Annotated in this window: 15 protein-coding genes; 11 read left to right on the forward strand and 4 right to left on the reverse strand. The window is 65.7% G+C overall.

From position 1 onward, the window contains the following. Position 1: 1 nt before the first annotated feature. A complete protein-coding gene (locus tag G391_RS0111315; RefSeq protein ID WP_029087615.1) occupies positions 2-1,354 on the reverse strand; it encodes a Gfo/Idh/MocA family protein in 1,353 nt (450 codons plus the stop codon). A gap of 100 nt (positions 1,355-1,454) precedes the next feature. On the opposite strand from G391_RS0111315, the gene purB reads away from it, so the two are divergent. After that, positions 1,455-2,753 carry an adenylosuccinate lyase gene (gene purB, locus G391_RS0111320; RefSeq protein ID WP_029087616.1) on the forward strand — a complete coding sequence of 433 codons (1,299 nt, stop codon included), beginning with the start codon at positions 1,455-1,457 and terminating at the stop codon, positions 2,751-2,753. A gap of 378 nt (positions 2,754-3,131) precedes the next feature. Here the strand turns inward: purB and G391_RS0111325 are convergent, their stop codons facing one another. Further along, the gene (locus tag G391_RS0111325) at positions 3,132-3,455 is read right to left on the reverse strand and encodes a DUF1476 domain-containing protein (RefSeq protein WP_029087617.1); all 324 of its coding nucleotides are present in this window, start codon (positions 3,453-3,455) and stop codon (positions 3,132-3,134) included. 249 nt (positions 3,456-3,704) lie between these two features. On the opposite strand from G391_RS0111325, the gene purC reads away from it, so the two are divergent. The 6 genes from purC to purQ are packed head-to-tail and all read left to right on the forward strand — an operon-like array spanning position 3,705 to position 7,081. Continuing rightward, positions 3,705-4,463 carry a phosphoribosylaminoimidazolesuccinocarboxamide synthase gene (gene purC, locus G391_RS0111330; protein WP_029087618.1) on the forward strand — a complete coding sequence of 253 codons (759 nt, stop codon included), beginning with the start codon at positions 3,705-3,707 and terminating at the stop codon, positions 4,461-4,463. After that, positions 4,463-4,696, forward strand: a complete 234-nt coding sequence (gene purS, locus G391_RS0111335; protein ID WP_029087619.1) for a phosphoribosylformylglycinamidine synthase subunit PurS — start codon at positions 4,463-4,465, stop codon at positions 4,694-4,696. Before purC ends, purS begins: the two co-directional genes overlap by 1 nt. Before the next feature lie 7 nt (positions 4,697-4,703). Beyond that, the gene (locus G391_RS0111340; RefSeq protein ID WP_281168411.1) at positions 4,704-5,186 is read left to right on the forward strand and encodes a GNAT family N-acetyltransferase; all 483 of its coding nucleotides are present in this window, start codon (positions 4,704-4,706) and stop codon (positions 5,184-5,186) included. A gap of 22 nt (positions 5,187-5,208) precedes the next feature. After that, on the forward strand, positions 5,209-5,688 hold the full coding sequence (locus tag G391_RS0111345; protein WP_029087621.1) for a YbhB/YbcL family Raf kinase inhibitor-like protein: 480 nt from the start codon (positions 5,209-5,211) through the stop codon (positions 5,686-5,688). Position 5,689: 1 nt separating this feature from the next. Next, positions 5,690-6,385 carry an HD domain-containing protein gene (locus G391_RS15295; protein WP_029087622.1) on the forward strand — a complete coding sequence of 232 codons (696 nt, stop codon included), beginning with the start codon at positions 5,690-5,692 and terminating at the stop codon, positions 6,383-6,385. A 33-nt stretch (positions 6,386-6,418) separates the two neighbouring features. Further along, complete coding sequence (purQ, locus tag G391_RS0111355) at positions 6,419-7,081, forward strand: phosphoribosylformylglycinamidine synthase subunit PurQ (protein WP_029087623.1); 663 nt, start codon at positions 6,419-6,421, stop codon at positions 7,079-7,081. Between the two features lie 6 nt (positions 7,082-7,087). Here purQ and G391_RS14715 read toward each other — a convergent pair whose 3' ends face one another. Then, positions 7,088-7,318, reverse strand: coding sequence for a hypothetical protein (locus tag G391_RS14715; protein ID WP_051257340.1), 231 nt, complete (start codon positions 7,316-7,318; stop codon positions 7,088-7,090). Between the two features lie 132 nt (positions 7,319-7,450). Between G391_RS14715 and G391_RS14720 the strand changes: the two genes are divergently transcribed. The 4 genes from G391_RS14720 to G391_RS0111380 are packed head-to-tail and all read left to right on the forward strand — an operon-like array spanning position 7,451 to position 11,253. Further along, on the forward strand, positions 7,451-8,290 hold the full coding sequence (locus tag G391_RS14720) for a hypothetical protein (protein WP_156893945.1): 840 nt from the start codon (positions 7,451-7,453) through the stop codon (positions 8,288-8,290). 43 nt (positions 8,291-8,333) lie between these two features. After that, a complete protein-coding gene (purL, locus tag G391_RS0111370; protein WP_029087624.1) occupies positions 8,334-10,538 on the forward strand; it encodes a phosphoribosylformylglycinamidine synthase subunit PurL in 2,205 nt (734 codons plus the stop codon). Next, on the forward strand, positions 10,535-10,933 hold the full coding sequence (locus tag G391_RS0111375) for a hypothetical protein (RefSeq protein ID WP_029087625.1): 399 nt from the start codon (positions 10,535-10,537) through the stop codon (positions 10,931-10,933). Before purL ends, G391_RS0111375 begins: the two co-directional genes overlap by 4 nt. Positions 10,934-10,935: 2 nt before the next feature. Continuing rightward, a complete protein-coding gene (locus G391_RS0111380) occupies positions 10,936-11,253 on the forward strand; it encodes a hypothetical protein (RefSeq protein WP_029087626.1) in 318 nt (105 codons plus the stop codon). Between the two features lie 200 nt (positions 11,254-11,453). Here G391_RS0111380 and parC read toward each other — a convergent pair whose 3' ends face one another. After that, the gene (gene parC, locus G391_RS0111385) at positions 11,454-13,694 is read right to left on the reverse strand and encodes a DNA topoisomerase IV subunit A (protein ID WP_029087627.1); all 2,241 of its coding nucleotides are present in this window, start codon (positions 13,692-13,694) and stop codon (positions 11,454-11,456) included. Positions 13,695-13,710 lie beyond the last annotated feature (16 nt).

The raw sequence follows: 13,710 nt of genomic DNA on the forward strand, positions 1-13,710 counted from the left end.
CTCAGACACTCCAGGTGCGGGGTTCGCGCCAGCGGCCCTCGGTGAAATCGGGGAAGTCGACGGTCGCATTGCCCGCCGCGATCGAGGCCTCCGACAGCGGCGTGATCGCGCTCCAGGCGACGGCGTCATAGATGTCGATCGGCATCGCCGCACCCACCTTCAGCGCCTCGATGAAGACGTGGATGACGAAGAAGTCCATGCCGCCGTGTCCCGCGCCCTCGGCCTGAGCCGCGAACTGGGTCCACAGGGCGTGATCATAGCGGTCCAGCCACGCTTGCGCCGCCTCCCAACGATGCGGCTCGGGGCTGGTCCCCTCAATGTAGATGGACCGATTCAAATCCATCCAGACGCCCTTTTCGCCCTGCACCCGGAACCCCAGCGAATAGGGTCGCGGCAGGTTGGTGTCGTGGGTCAACCTCAGCGTCGTGCCGTCCTCACAGGCGATGGAGGTCGTCACCACATCCCCCAGCCGGAAGTTTACCCGCGCATTGGGATGATCCGCCCCGCCCTCGGCCACCACATAGTCGTGCAGTCCCCGCGCTTTCGACGCATAGCTGGTCAGGCGCGTGAAACGGTTGCCGCGATGGATGTTGGCCCACATCGCCATCGGCCCAATGCCGTGGCTGGGGTACAGGTCACCGTTCCGGTCCACCGAATGCTGGGTGCGCCAGCGCGCCTCTGACCAGCCCTGCTCGCCGAACTCGACGCCGCCGCCATAGGCCTCGCCGACCACGCCGCCATTGAATTTCACATGGCGCAGATCGTGCTGATAGCCGCCCTCCAGGTGGATGACCTCGCCAAAGATGCTCTCGCGCACCATGCGGGTGATCGCCATGACATCGCGCCGGAAGCAGACATTTTCCAGCAGCATGTAGGGCGTGTTGGTCCGCTGCTGGGTCCGCAGCACTTCCCAGTGGTCGTCCAGCGTCACCCCCGCCACGACCTCGCAGCCGACCGCGACGCCGGCCTCCATGGCCCCAATGGCCATCGGGGCGTGCCATTCCCAGGGCGTGGCGATGATCACCCCGTCCAGTCCGCCCGCCGCCAGCATCTCGCGCCAGCTCTCATGCGAGCCGGTCCACAGCCGCGGGGCCGGCTTGCCCGCCTCGGTGAACTGCTCAACCGCCCGGTCCAGCGTCCATTGCTCAACGTCGCACAGGCCCACGACCTCGACGTCGTCGCGTCGCACCAACTCGCGCAGCAGCACGCGTCCGCGCATCCCCACGCCGATCATGCCGATCCGTAAGCGGCTGTTGGCTTGGGTCGATCGCGCTGTGCCCGCCGTGGCCTGACTGGCCAGGGCCATGCTTCCGGCCGCGACGGCCCCAGTTGCCAAAACGCCTCGACGATTCATGCTCGACTCCTAAAACTGATGCTGCGGAACTGAACCCCGCCGCGCCTCGGGGCAAGCCCGTGGTTGACTTTATTGCCTCATGGACCGACACCCCGCGCCCATGATTTCCCGATATGCCCGCCCCGAAGCTGCCGCCATCTGGTCGCAGGAAACGAAATACGCGATCTGGTTCGAGATCGAGGCCCACGCCGCCACCAAGATGGCCGAGCTGGGTGTCATTCCAACCGAGGCCGCAGAGGCCATCTGGGCCAAGGGCAAGGATGCGGTCTGGGACGCGGATCGCATCGACGAGATCGAACGTACCACCAAGCACGACGTCATCGCCTTTCTGACCCATGTGTCGGAGACGGTCGGCGAAGAAGCCCGCTTCCTGCATCAGGGCATGACCTCTTCGGATGTGCTGGACACCTGTTTCGCCGTGCAGTTGGCGCGGTCCACCGACCTACTCCTGGCGGGTGTTGATCGGGTTCTGGCGGCGCTGGAAACGCGCGCGAAAGAGCACAAGTACACCGTCACGGTCGGTCGGTCGCACGGCATCCACGCCGAGCCGGTGACCTTCGGCCTGAAGCTGGCCGGCTATCATGCGGAGTTCCAGCGCGCCCGGCGTCGTCTGGTCACCGCCCGCGAAGAGATCGCCACCTGCGCCATATCGGGGGCCGTCGGCACCTTCGCCAACGTCGATCCGGCCGTTGAGGTCTATGTGGCCCAGAAGATGGGGCTAGCGGTCGAACCCGTCTCGACCCAGGTGATCCCGCGCGACCGTCACGCGGCCTATTTCGCGGCCCTGGGCGTCGTCGCCTCCTCTATCGAGCGGCTGGCTATCGAGATCCGCCATCTCCAGCGGACCGAAGTACTCGAGGCGGAAGAGTTCTTCGCCGAGGGCCAGAAGGGCTCATCGGCCATGCCGCACAAGCGCAACCCGATCCTGACCGAAAACTTGACCGGCCTGGCCCGGCTGGTGCGTTCCGCCGTTACGCCCGCCATGGAGAACGTCGCCCTTTGGCATGAGCGGGACATAAGCCATTCTGCGGTCGAGCGCGGTATCGGCCCGGATGCCACCGTCCATCTCGATTTCGCCCTGCAACGCCTGGCCGGCGTGGTCGAACGGCTGAACGTCTATCCCGAAAACATGCAGAAGAATCTCGACCGCCTGGGCGGGCTGGTGTTCTCGCAGCGGGTCATGCTGGCCCTGACCCAGGCTGGCGTCAGCCGCGAAGACGCCTATGCGGCGGTTCAGGAGAACGCCATGAAGGTCTGGCGTGGCGAAGGCCGCTTCCTCGACTTCCTCAAGGCCGACGACCGCGTCACCCTGCCCGACGCCGAGCTCGAGGCCCTTTTCGACCTCGGCTATCACACCAAACACGTCGATACGGTGTTTAAGCGGGTGTTCGGGAGCTAATCCATGCTGAGCCTGGCGCTTCTTGCAATGAGCCTGGTTTCTCAGGTTGCGGGGCAGAGCGGCGCCAGCCCCGCAACCCCTGTCGCGCCCGCTCCCGTCCTGAGACAGTGGCCGGATGCCGATGGAGTCCGGCGTTGCATGCGGCGGGTTCGACAGCCGGTCTCGGTTCGCGCCCGCTGCGTCCTAAGAGCCGATGGGCGGGTCGATCAGTGCGAACTGCAGGACCCGTCCCCGGCGGCGCTTCGATACGAGGCTCAGTTGCAATGCGCTCTGGCGGCAAACCGCTGGGATTTCTCGGACGGAAGCCCCGTTGAGGGCGTGCCGCTCACCACCTCAATCATTTGGCGCGGGCCATAAGAGCCCGAGCAGCGCGAAGGCCTATTCGCCGTTCTTGATCTGCTCGCGGGCGACGGCCATCAGTTCGTCCATCTTGGAGCGCAGTTCGCTTTCGCGGACGCCCAGGCCCGACCCTTCCAGGTCCTGCATCACCTTGCGATACACATCCTCGTCGCCCGGCTGTTCAAAGTCGGACTTGACCACGGCCTTGGCGTAGTCGGCGCGGCGCTCGTCGGCCAGGCCCATCTTGTCGGCGGCCCATTCACCCAGCAGGCGGTTGCGGCGGGCGACGGCCTTGAACTCTTGTTCCTGATCCAGGGCGAACTTGGATTCGAAGCCTTGCTCGCGCTTGTCGAAAGTCGTCATGGTCAGGGGGATCTCACAGAAAAGGAAGGCGCCGTCATATAGGTCGCCATCGCGCCTTTCAATCAGAACCGACCCTGCGTCCACATACGAATTGTGACTGTGGCCTCAATACCCGCTGCTTGGCCTCGCAATTGCGAAATGTCGCCCGTTCCGCTAGAGGCCGGGCCGACCTATTCTCTCCAAAACCCGAGTCGTGACCGCGCCGATCTCCGCGCGCGGTCGTCGTGTCGGGCTCTTGAAGGAGCCGCCATGACCGGCCGCAAGAAGAAAATCTACGAAGGCAAGGCCAAGATTCTCTATGAGGGTCCCGAGCCCGGTACGCTCATCCAGTATTTCAAGGATGACGCGACCGCCTTCAACGCCCAGAAAAAGGCCGTCCTCGAAGGTAAGGGCGTCATCAACAACCGCATCTCCGAGTTCGTGATGACCCGCCTGGCCGCCATCGGCGTTCAGAACCACTTCATCCGACGGCTGAACCTGCGCGAGCAACTCATCCGGGAGGTCGAGATCATTCCGTTGGAAGTGATCTGCCGCAACGTCGCCGCCGGCTCCCTGTCCCAGCGCCTCGGCATCGAGGAAGGCACGCCCCTGCCCCGCTCCATCATCGAGTTTTGCTACAAGAACGACGAGCTGGGTGACCCCATGGTCACCGAAGAACACATCACCGCCTTTAACTGGGCCACGACCCAGGAACTGGACGACATCCTGGCCATGACGGTACGGGTCAACGACTTCCTGACCGGCCTGTTCGCCGGCGTCGGCATTATGCTGGTGGACTTCAAGATCGAGTTCGGCCGCGTCTACGAGGGCGACTTCGCCCGCGTCATCCTGGCCGACGAAATCAGCCCGGACAGCTGCCGCCTGTGGGACATGGTTTCGGGCGAAAAGCTCGACAAGGACCGCTTCCGTCGTGACCTCGGCAACGTCATCGAAAGCTACACCGAAGTTGCCCGCCGCCTCGGCATCATGAAAGACATGCCCACCGTCATCCAGGGAGGCCTGCACTGATGGCCAAGGTCCGCGTTCACGTCTTCCTCAAGCCCGGCGTCCTTGACGTTCAGGGCAAGGCTGTCGAAGGGGCTCTCAAGGGCCTCGGCTGGGCCGGTGTCTCTGACGCCCGTGTCGGCAAGCTGATCGAGTTCGACTACGCCGGCGACGACGTCGAGGCCGAGGTCAAGAAGATGTGCGAAACCCTCCTGGCCAATACGGTGATCGAGGGCTACCGGATCGAGGTCGCCTAGGCTGCTGATCCGCCCCGAACGATCCGCCGACATCGACGCCATTCGCGCCCTGACCGCGCGGGCCTTTGATGGCCACCCGCACAGCGACGGCTCCGAGCCCGCCATCATTGACCGCCTGCGAGCCGCTGAGGCGTTGTCGGCCTCGCTGGTCGCGATCCTCGACGATCAGGTCATCGGTCACGTCGCAGTTTCGCCCGTCGAATGGGACGGCGGTGACGGATGGTACGGCCTCGGTCCCGTCTCCGTCGACCCGCTCCACCAGGGCCGGGGTGTCGGCGCAGCATTGATCCGAATGGCGCTTGATGACGTTCGCATCGGCGGTGCCGCCGGATGCGTCGTGGCCGGCGATCCCGCCTACTATAGTCGCTTCGGCTTCCAGTCCGACCCGCGATGGACCTACACGGACCTGCCGCCGGAATATTTCATGGCTCTGCCCTTCGCCCCCGTGACCGGCGCGGGCGTCGTGCGCTACCATTCCGCCTTCGGATGACGCCCCCATCAGGAGCCGCCCTATGACCTTCACCGTCACCTCCAACGACATCACCGACGGCGCGACGCTCCCCGACGGCCAAGTCTATTCCAAAGGCAATCAGTCCCCGCACCTCAAGTGGTCCGGCGCGCCGGAGGGCACGAAGAGCTACGCCGTCACCTGTTTCGACCCGGACGCCCCGACCGGCTCGGGTTTCTGGCACTGGACCGTCGCCAACATCCCGACTGACGTCACCGAGTTGGCGACCGGTGCCTCGGGCAAGGCCATGCCGCCCGGCTCGGTCGAAGGCCGCACCGACTTTAGCCCCTCCGTCTATGGCGGTGCCGCCCCGCCCGCCGGCCACGGACCGCATCGCTATATCTTCACCGTCTATGCCGTCGACGTGCCGCACCTAGACCTGACGCCAGACTCCTCAGGGGCCTTCTTCGGCTTCAACCTGCATTTCCACGCCCTGGCCAAGGCCTCGATCACCTGCACCTACGAGAACAAGGGCGGCGCCTAGCATGGTCCGCATCGCCGCGATCGCGTCGCTGATAGGCCTTGGCAGCATTGGACCCGCGTGGGCGCAGGACCCGCCACCGAGCGAGCAGCCGGTCGTCATTGCAGACCTCAGGATAGAGCCCTGGCACGGGGCTGTCTTTGAACAAGCGTCCAGATTCCAGCATCCGAGCTGGGGAGAGCGCCACGCACAGCGCAACCTGCGCACCGCCATGGCCATCGCCCAGGCCGAAGGGTTGACCGTCGACTATGACGTCCTGACCGCCGCCGCCTATCTGCACGACTGGGGAGGCCTGGAGCCGTATGAGGTCGAGGGCGTGCCCCATCAAATCCGCTCTGTCGAACTGGCCGAGCCTTTCCTGCGCGAGGCCGGCTTTCCGATGGAAAAATGGCCCGCCGTGCGCGACGCCATCCTCGGCCACGTCCCCAGCGGTCAACCGACGACGCCCGAGGGCATCGTCCTGCACGACGCCGACCTGCTCGACTTCATGGGGGCCGAAGGCATCGCCCGCTTCCTCGCCGCCCCGTCCGACGAGCCGACGGTGGATCAGGGCCTGTCCTACATCGAAGATTTCGGCCTGACGCTCGGCGACCGCCTCATCACCAACGAAGCCCGCCGCCTCGCTGAACCGCGCTTGACGTATATGAGCGGCTTCCTCGAGCAACTCGGCAGCGAGCTGCCGCCCGGCACACAGCCCTGACACGCGCTCTGAATCCTGCTAGAGGCCCGCGCCATGAGCGCAGCCGTCATTGTTTTCCCCGGATCCAACTGTGATCGCGACTGCAAGGTCGCGGTGGAACGCTCGACGGGTCAGCCCGTCTCGATGGTCTGGCATCAGGAGACAGAGCTACCCAAAGGCCTCGACCTCATCGTCCTGCCCGGCGGGTTTTCCTATGGCGACTATCTGCGTTGCGGGGCCATGGCGGTGCAGTCGCCGGTGATGCAGGCGGTCAAGCAGGCCGCCGAAGACGGCGTCACCGTGGTCGGCATCTGCAACGGCTTCCAGATCCTGTGCGAGGCCGGAATGCTGCCCGGTGCCCTGCTCAGGAACGCCGGCCTGAAATACGTCTGCAAGCCCATCGCCCTGTCGATCGCCAACGGCCAGACCCGCTTCACCGCCGGCTATCAGGGCCAGCGCGAGGTGGTGATGACCCAGGGCAACGGCGACGGAAACTACTTCGCGGACGCCGACACCCTGGCCCGCCTCGAAGGCGAGGGCCAGGTCGTCTTCCGCTATGTCGAAAATCCCAACGGCTCGGTCGCCGACATCGCCGGCATCCAGAACGCGCGCGGCAATGTGCTGGGCATGATGCCCCACCCGGATCGCGCCTTCGAGGCCGAACTGGGCTCAGCGGACGGCGCGATCCTGTTCCAGTCGATCTACGCCGCCGCGTAAGCCAGACTATTTCTTGATCTGAGCGCGGCCTGCGCCGTCTGCCGGAACGTCCGAATACTTCGGCTCGACCTTGTCGCTGTCCTGTTCAAGGGTACCGTCCGCGCCGGATTCGTGGATCGACGCCAGCTCCCGCGCCCCAATTCCCAGGCCCTGCTCCAACGCCTGATTGGTTTCGACTTCTTCATCGAAATCCTCATCAGGACCAAAGGGACGCGGACCGGTGTTGGATTCTGACATCTGTGAGCCCTTCGTTCAGTGTGTCGCCAACCAGTTTGACTCGAGGATCGCCCGAATGGAACCCATTGGCCGCATGACGGTTCCTTGATCGCCCATCAAGACGGGCTTGATCACAACCCGAAAAGCCTTGCGATGAACATTGAGTCCTCCGAAACGTCCGCCCCATCTCAGACTTTGGCCACCTCCTCGACTTCGTCGGAATCCGGCGGCGTTGCGGTACCCGCCTATCGTCTGCGCCGCATTCTGATCCTCATCGCCGCCTTCGCCGCGCCCTTGATCGGCTACGGTCAGATGGCGATGGGCGTGGGCATGACGCCCCAGGAGTTTTCCGCCCAGGGCGACGAAACCCTGCGTGTCGCGCCCTTCGCCTTCACGATCTGGGCGGTGATCTACACATGGCTGTTCGCCTACGCCGTCTATCAGGCCCTGCCGGCCACCACTGAGAATGAGAGCTTGCGTCGGCTCGGCTGGCCGTCCTTCTACGCCCTGGCCGGGATCGGGGCCTGGGTCGTCGCCTCGGCGGCAGACTGGGAATGGGCGACCGTCATCATCATCTTCGCCTCGCTGTTCGCCCTGCTGATCCCGCTGGTTCAGAACGCCAAGCTGTTCTGGTCGGACTCGATCCGCCGGCGCGCCCTCATCGCCTGGCCGCTGGCGCTGCTGGCAGGCTGGCTGACAGTGGCGTCATTGGTCAATCTTCTCACGGTCCTGACCAGCCAGGACCTGATATCCCCCGGCACCGGACCGCTCTGGGCGCTGGGCGCTGTCGCGCTCGCAGCCTTGGCCGCCCTGTTCGTGACGGCCCGCACGCGGCTGTGGACCTATCCGGTCCCGATCGCCTGGGGCCTGATCGGCGTCTTCTTCGCCGGTCGGGCGGACGGCAATGACCTCGTCGCCTTCGCCGCCCTCGGGGCCGCCGCCGTCATTGTTGTCGGCGTGACCCTGATCTTCGCGCGCAAGGATCGCGGCTAGCCCCGCTTACCTTCCCGCCCGAGTCCGGCTATGACGCCCGGCCATGAGCATCCCCCAAAAGACCATGGCCGAACTGGCCGCCGACTACGGCCTGGCCCCGAACGAATACCAGGTCCTCCTGGACCGCCTGGGGCGCGAGCCCAATCAGGTCGAGCTGGGCGTTTTCTCGGTCATGTGGTCCGAGCACTGCTCCTACAAGTCGTCCAAGACGCAGTTGATGAAGTTCCCAGTCACCGGCGAGCGCGTGATCTGCGGCCCGGGCGAGAACGCGGGCGTCATCGACATCGACGACGGCGATGCCTGCATCTTCAAGATGGAGAGCCACAACCACCCCTCCTATATCGAGCCCTATCAGGGCGCGGCCACGGGTGTCGGCGGCATCATGCGCGACGTCTTCACCATGGGGGCCCGTCCGGTGGCCCTGCTCAACGCCCTGCGCTTCGGCGATCCCAGCCATGAGAAGACGCGCCGCCTCGTCAGTGGCGTCGTCTCAGGGATAGGCGGCTACGGCAACTGCGTCGGCGTGCCGACCGTGGCGGGCGAGACGAACTTCCACGCCGGCTACAACGGCAACATCCTGGTCAATGCCATGTGCGTGGGTTTGGCCAAGGCGGACAGCATCTTCTATTCGGCGGCCCCGGCAGCGGGTCATTCGGTGGTCTATTTCGGCTCCAAGACCGGGCGCGACGGCATCCATGGCGCGACCATGGCCAGTGCCGAGTTCGATGCGGATTCCGATGAGAAGCGTCCGACCGTCCAGGTCGGCGACCCCTTCGCCGAGAAGCTGCTGATCGAGGCCACCCTCGAACTCATGGCCTCCGGTGCCGTAGCGGCCATTCAGGACATGGGGGCGGCGGGCCTGACCTCGTCCTCGGTCGAGATGGCAGGCAAGGGCGGCGTCGGCATCGAACTGGACATGGACAAGGTGCCCCAGCGCGAAACCGGCATGACCGCCTATGAGATGATGCTGTCGGAATCTCAGGAGCGGATGCTGGCGGTGCTGAAGCCCGGTCGCGAGGCCGACGGCGAGCGCATCTTCAAGAAATGGGGCCTGGATGCCGCCACCATCGGCGTGACGACCGACACCGGCCGTCTGGTGCTCAAGCATCATGGCGAGACGGTCTGTGACGTGCCGCTGGCCCCGCTGTTCGACGATGCGCCGCTCTATGACCGGCCCTGGGTCCAGCCCGAGCTGCAGCCGCGCCTCGCCCCCGCTGATGTGCCGGCCCCCGACAGCTGGCCCGATGCGGTGCTCAGCGTCCTCTGCTGCCCCGACATGGCCTCCAAACGCTGGATCTGGGAACAGTATGACCGCCACGTCATGGCCGACACGCTTCAAGACTCCGCAACCGGGGCCGATGCCGGCGTGGTGCGGGTTCATGGCACCGACAAGGGCCTGGCGGTCACATCGGACTGCACCCCCCGCTACGTCCAGAACGACCCCTATGAGGGCGGCAAGCAATGCGTGGCCGAGGCGTGGCGCAACCTGACCGCCGTGGGCTCGCGTCCCATCGCCATCACCGACAACCTCAACTTCGGCAATCCGCAACGGCCCGAGATCATGGGCCAGATCGTGCGCGCGACTGACGGCATGGCCGAAGCCTGTCGCGCGCTGGACTTCCCGGTCGTGAGCGGCAACGTCTCGCTCTACAACGAAACCAATGGGGTCGCGATCCCGCCGACACCGACGGTGGGTGCCGTCGGCCTGCTGCCCAACTATGACGTCACCGTCGGCTTCGGCTCCATGGCCGAAGGCGATGTGCTGGTCCTGATCGGTGAGACCGTCGGCGAGCTGGGCGCCTCCATCTATCTGCGCGAGGTCCTGGGTCGCGAGGACGGTGCCCCGCCGCCGGTCGATCTGGCCCTCGAAAAGAAGACCGGCGACTTCGTGCGCGACCGTATCGAGGCCGGCGAACTGACCTGCGTACACGACCTGTCCGACGGCGGCCTCATCGCCGCCGCCGCCGACATGGCCCTGGCCAGCGACTGCGGTGTCGAACTGGACGCGACCAGCGCAACCCACGCCCACATCTTCCTCTTCGGTGAGGACCAGGCCCGCTACCTCGTCGCCGTGCCCGACGCCGCCGCCCTGATTGAACACGCGCAAAACGCCGGCCTGCACGCTTCGGTCGTCGGCCACGCCAGGGGCTCTGACTTCGCCTCGGGCGAGCTGTTCCGCATCCCATTGGCGCACCTGCGTGAAATGCACGAGGCGTGGTTGCCCGCCTATATGGAGGGCCGGACATGACCCGCGTGCTGATCCTGGCGACCGTCGGAACTATGGCCCTGACGGCCTGCGCCCCAGTCCGAGATCCGAACCTGGGATATGACGCCGACGGCATCCGCGTGTGCGACCTGACCGTCAGTTTCGGCAGCTATGCCATGGGCGTTGATCAGGAGTTGAAGTCTCGCATCCTGACCCTGGTGGCGCAGGAGCCAGGTTTGGACAACACCGAGGAGCGCCCCTGGGGGCGCGAAGGGGAATCGAACCTCTGCATCCATGCTCCTCGTCCCGGCCAGGCCGACCGCCTCTATGATCAGATCGCCGAGATGATCCCGACCTACAGCGAGCGAGCCCCCACCACGGTCACCCACCGCGATGGTCGCAGCGAGGCGTCGGTCATGCCACCGTGGCGTAACTGACGATGCGACGTGTCCTTCCCCTGGCCGTCATCGCACTCGCCCTCACCGCCTGTGAAGGTGGCGGTGATCCCGTCGAACAGGCGCTGCGGGAAGAGGCCGCCAACAATCACGCCGAGGCCGAGTTCGCCCGCCAGCAGCAGGCCGCCGAACGCGCGGCCCGCGCCGCTGAGCGCCAGACCGAGATCGACCGCCTCAACCGCGAGATCGCCGTCGCCGAAGTCGCCCTCGAAGCCGCCTCTGACTCCGACGTCCGCGCCACCGCCCAGGCCAGCCTCGACGAGAGCCGCCGGGCGCTGGCGGCGCTGGAAGGCGAGAATTGACTAACCCCTTTATCCCCGCTCTCCCGCCCCAGGCTACGATGAGTCGGTAGAAAATGGTGCACCCGATAGTGCACCATCCATCAGAGGGAAATTATAAATATTTCCGCGAGTTAGAGGCATTAGTGCACTTAGTGCACTGTAAAATCACAGTGCACTATTTCTGGCCCCGCCGGGCCAACTCTTTCCCGCTCGCGACCAGCCTAAACCCGCAACCGCTTCATGCCGCGAGGCGCGACCTTGCCGGCCTGGGCGCGTTTGCCCAGCCAGTCGCGCCAGTCCGGCCATTGCCGCGTACGCCCCCCCGTTTCCGGCCATGTCGGACCACTTTCAGCTGTGAATACAGCAAGATCAGCCATGCCTTTCTTGTCGGACGTCAACTTGACTCCCTTGCCGCGCGGCATCTCCGGCAGCTCGTCCAGCGGGAAGACCAGCACCTTGCCGGCCTTGCCCAGCACCGCGACATGGTCGCCGTCCGCCGGGGTGCAGACCTTGGCCACGCCGTTCATCACCTGCTTGCCGGCCCGCCGGGCCGACAGGGCCTCGTCCTCCGGCAGGATGAAGCCGTAGCCGGCCTCGGACGCCATCACCAGTTTGCGGCCCGGCTGATGCGCCATCACGCCCACCAGCTCGGCTCCCTCCTCGATGTCGAGCATCAACCGTAAGGGTTCGCCGTGCCCGCGCCCGCTCGGTAGCTTGTCGCAGCCCAGCGTGAACGCCCGCCCGTCCGAGGCGAAGATCAACAGCTTGTCGGTCGTCTCGGCGGGGACCAGCCAGGCGAGCTTGTCCCCTTCCTTGAACTTCAGCTCTGACGGGTCCTCAACCTTGCCCTTGGCCGCGCGGATCCAGCCGCGCTCGGACAGGACCACGGTGATGGTCTCGCGCACGATGAAGGCCTCGACCGGCGCGGCTGCCGCCGTCTCGCCCGCCTCACCGAAGCTGGAGCGCCCGGTCACGCCGCTGGGCCGTTCGGCCACGCCGCCGTCGCCGGCCGCCAGTTGCTTGCGCACGTCCTTCAGCCCGGCCCCGACCAGCTTCCACTGCTTTCGGTCGCTGTCGAGCAGGTCGGCGATCCCGGCCCGTTCTTCCAGCAGTTCGGCGTGCTCGGTCTTGAGGGTCATTTCCTCCAGCCGCGCCAAATTCCGAAGGCGCGTATCGAGAATGTAGTCTGCCTGCATCTCCGTCAGGCCGAAGCGTGCGATCAACTCCGCCTTCGGATGCTCCGCCTCGCGCACGATGCGGATCACCTCATCCAGATTGAGGAAGGCGATCAGCAAACCAGCCAGCAGGTGCAGCCGCCGCTCGATCTTCTCCAGCCGGAAGCGCGCCCGCCGGACCAGCACCTCGCGCCGGTGGTCGAGGAAGGCCTGCAGACACGCCTTCAGCCCCATGACGCGGGGCGCGCCGACGGCGTCCAGCACGTTCATATTGACCGAGAACCGGTTCTCCAGCGACGACAGCCGGAACAGGCTTTCCATCAGGTGCTCCGGCTCGACCGAGCGGCTCTTGGGCTCCAGCACGATGCGGAGGTCCTCGGCAGATTCGTCCCTTACATCGGCCAGAAGCGGCGCCTTCTTGGCGTCGATCAGCCCGGCCAGATCCTCGATCAGCTTGCCCTTCTGGACCTGATACGGGATCTCGGTAACGACCACCTGCCACATCCCCCGGCCCAGATCCTCGACCGCATAGCGCGCCCGCACTCGGATCGAGCCGCGCCCCGTCTCATAGGCCTCCAGGATCGAGGCCGGCCTCTCGACGATGACGCCGCCGGTCGGAAAATCCGGCCCCGGCACAAAGGCCATCAGGGCTTCGGTCGACACCTGCGGATCGTCCAGCATGGCCAGGCAGCCATCGATCAGCTCCATCGCATTGTGGGGCGGGATCGAGGTCGCCATCCCCACCGCGATGCCCGCCGCGCCATTGGCCAGCAGATTCGGGAAGCCCGCCGGCACGACCACCGGCTCCTCTTCCTCGCCGTCATAGGTCGGGCGGAAATCGACGACATCCTCATCGATCCCGTCCATCAACAGGGCCGCCGCCGCCGTCAGCCGACACTCGGTGTAGCGCATGGCCGCCGGGTTATCCCCGTCGATGTTGCCGAAGTTCCCCTGCCCATCGACCAGCGGATATCGTTGGGCAAAATCCTGCGCCAGCCGCACCAGGGCGTCATAGATCGACTGGTCGCCGTGCGGGTGAAAGCTGCCCATCACCTCGCCGACCACCTTGGCGCACTTCTTGGACGCGCCTTCTGGGCTCAGCCGCATTCGGTGCATGGCGTAGAGCAGCCGCCGGTGAACCGGCTTCAGCCCATCACGCACATCCGGCAGCGCGCGGGATGAGATCGTCGACAGGGCATAGGCGAGGTACCGCCGCGACAACGCTTCCGAGAGCGGCTCGTCGACAATGCGGCCACCGTCTTCGGGCGGAGGCGTCAGGAGAGTCATGGCACTGATCTAGCGG

This window comes from Brevundimonas aveniformis DSM 17977, from assembly GCF_000428765.1.
GTDB lineage: Bacteria > Pseudomonadota > Alphaproteobacteria > Caulobacterales > Caulobacteraceae > Brevundimonas > Brevundimonas aveniformis.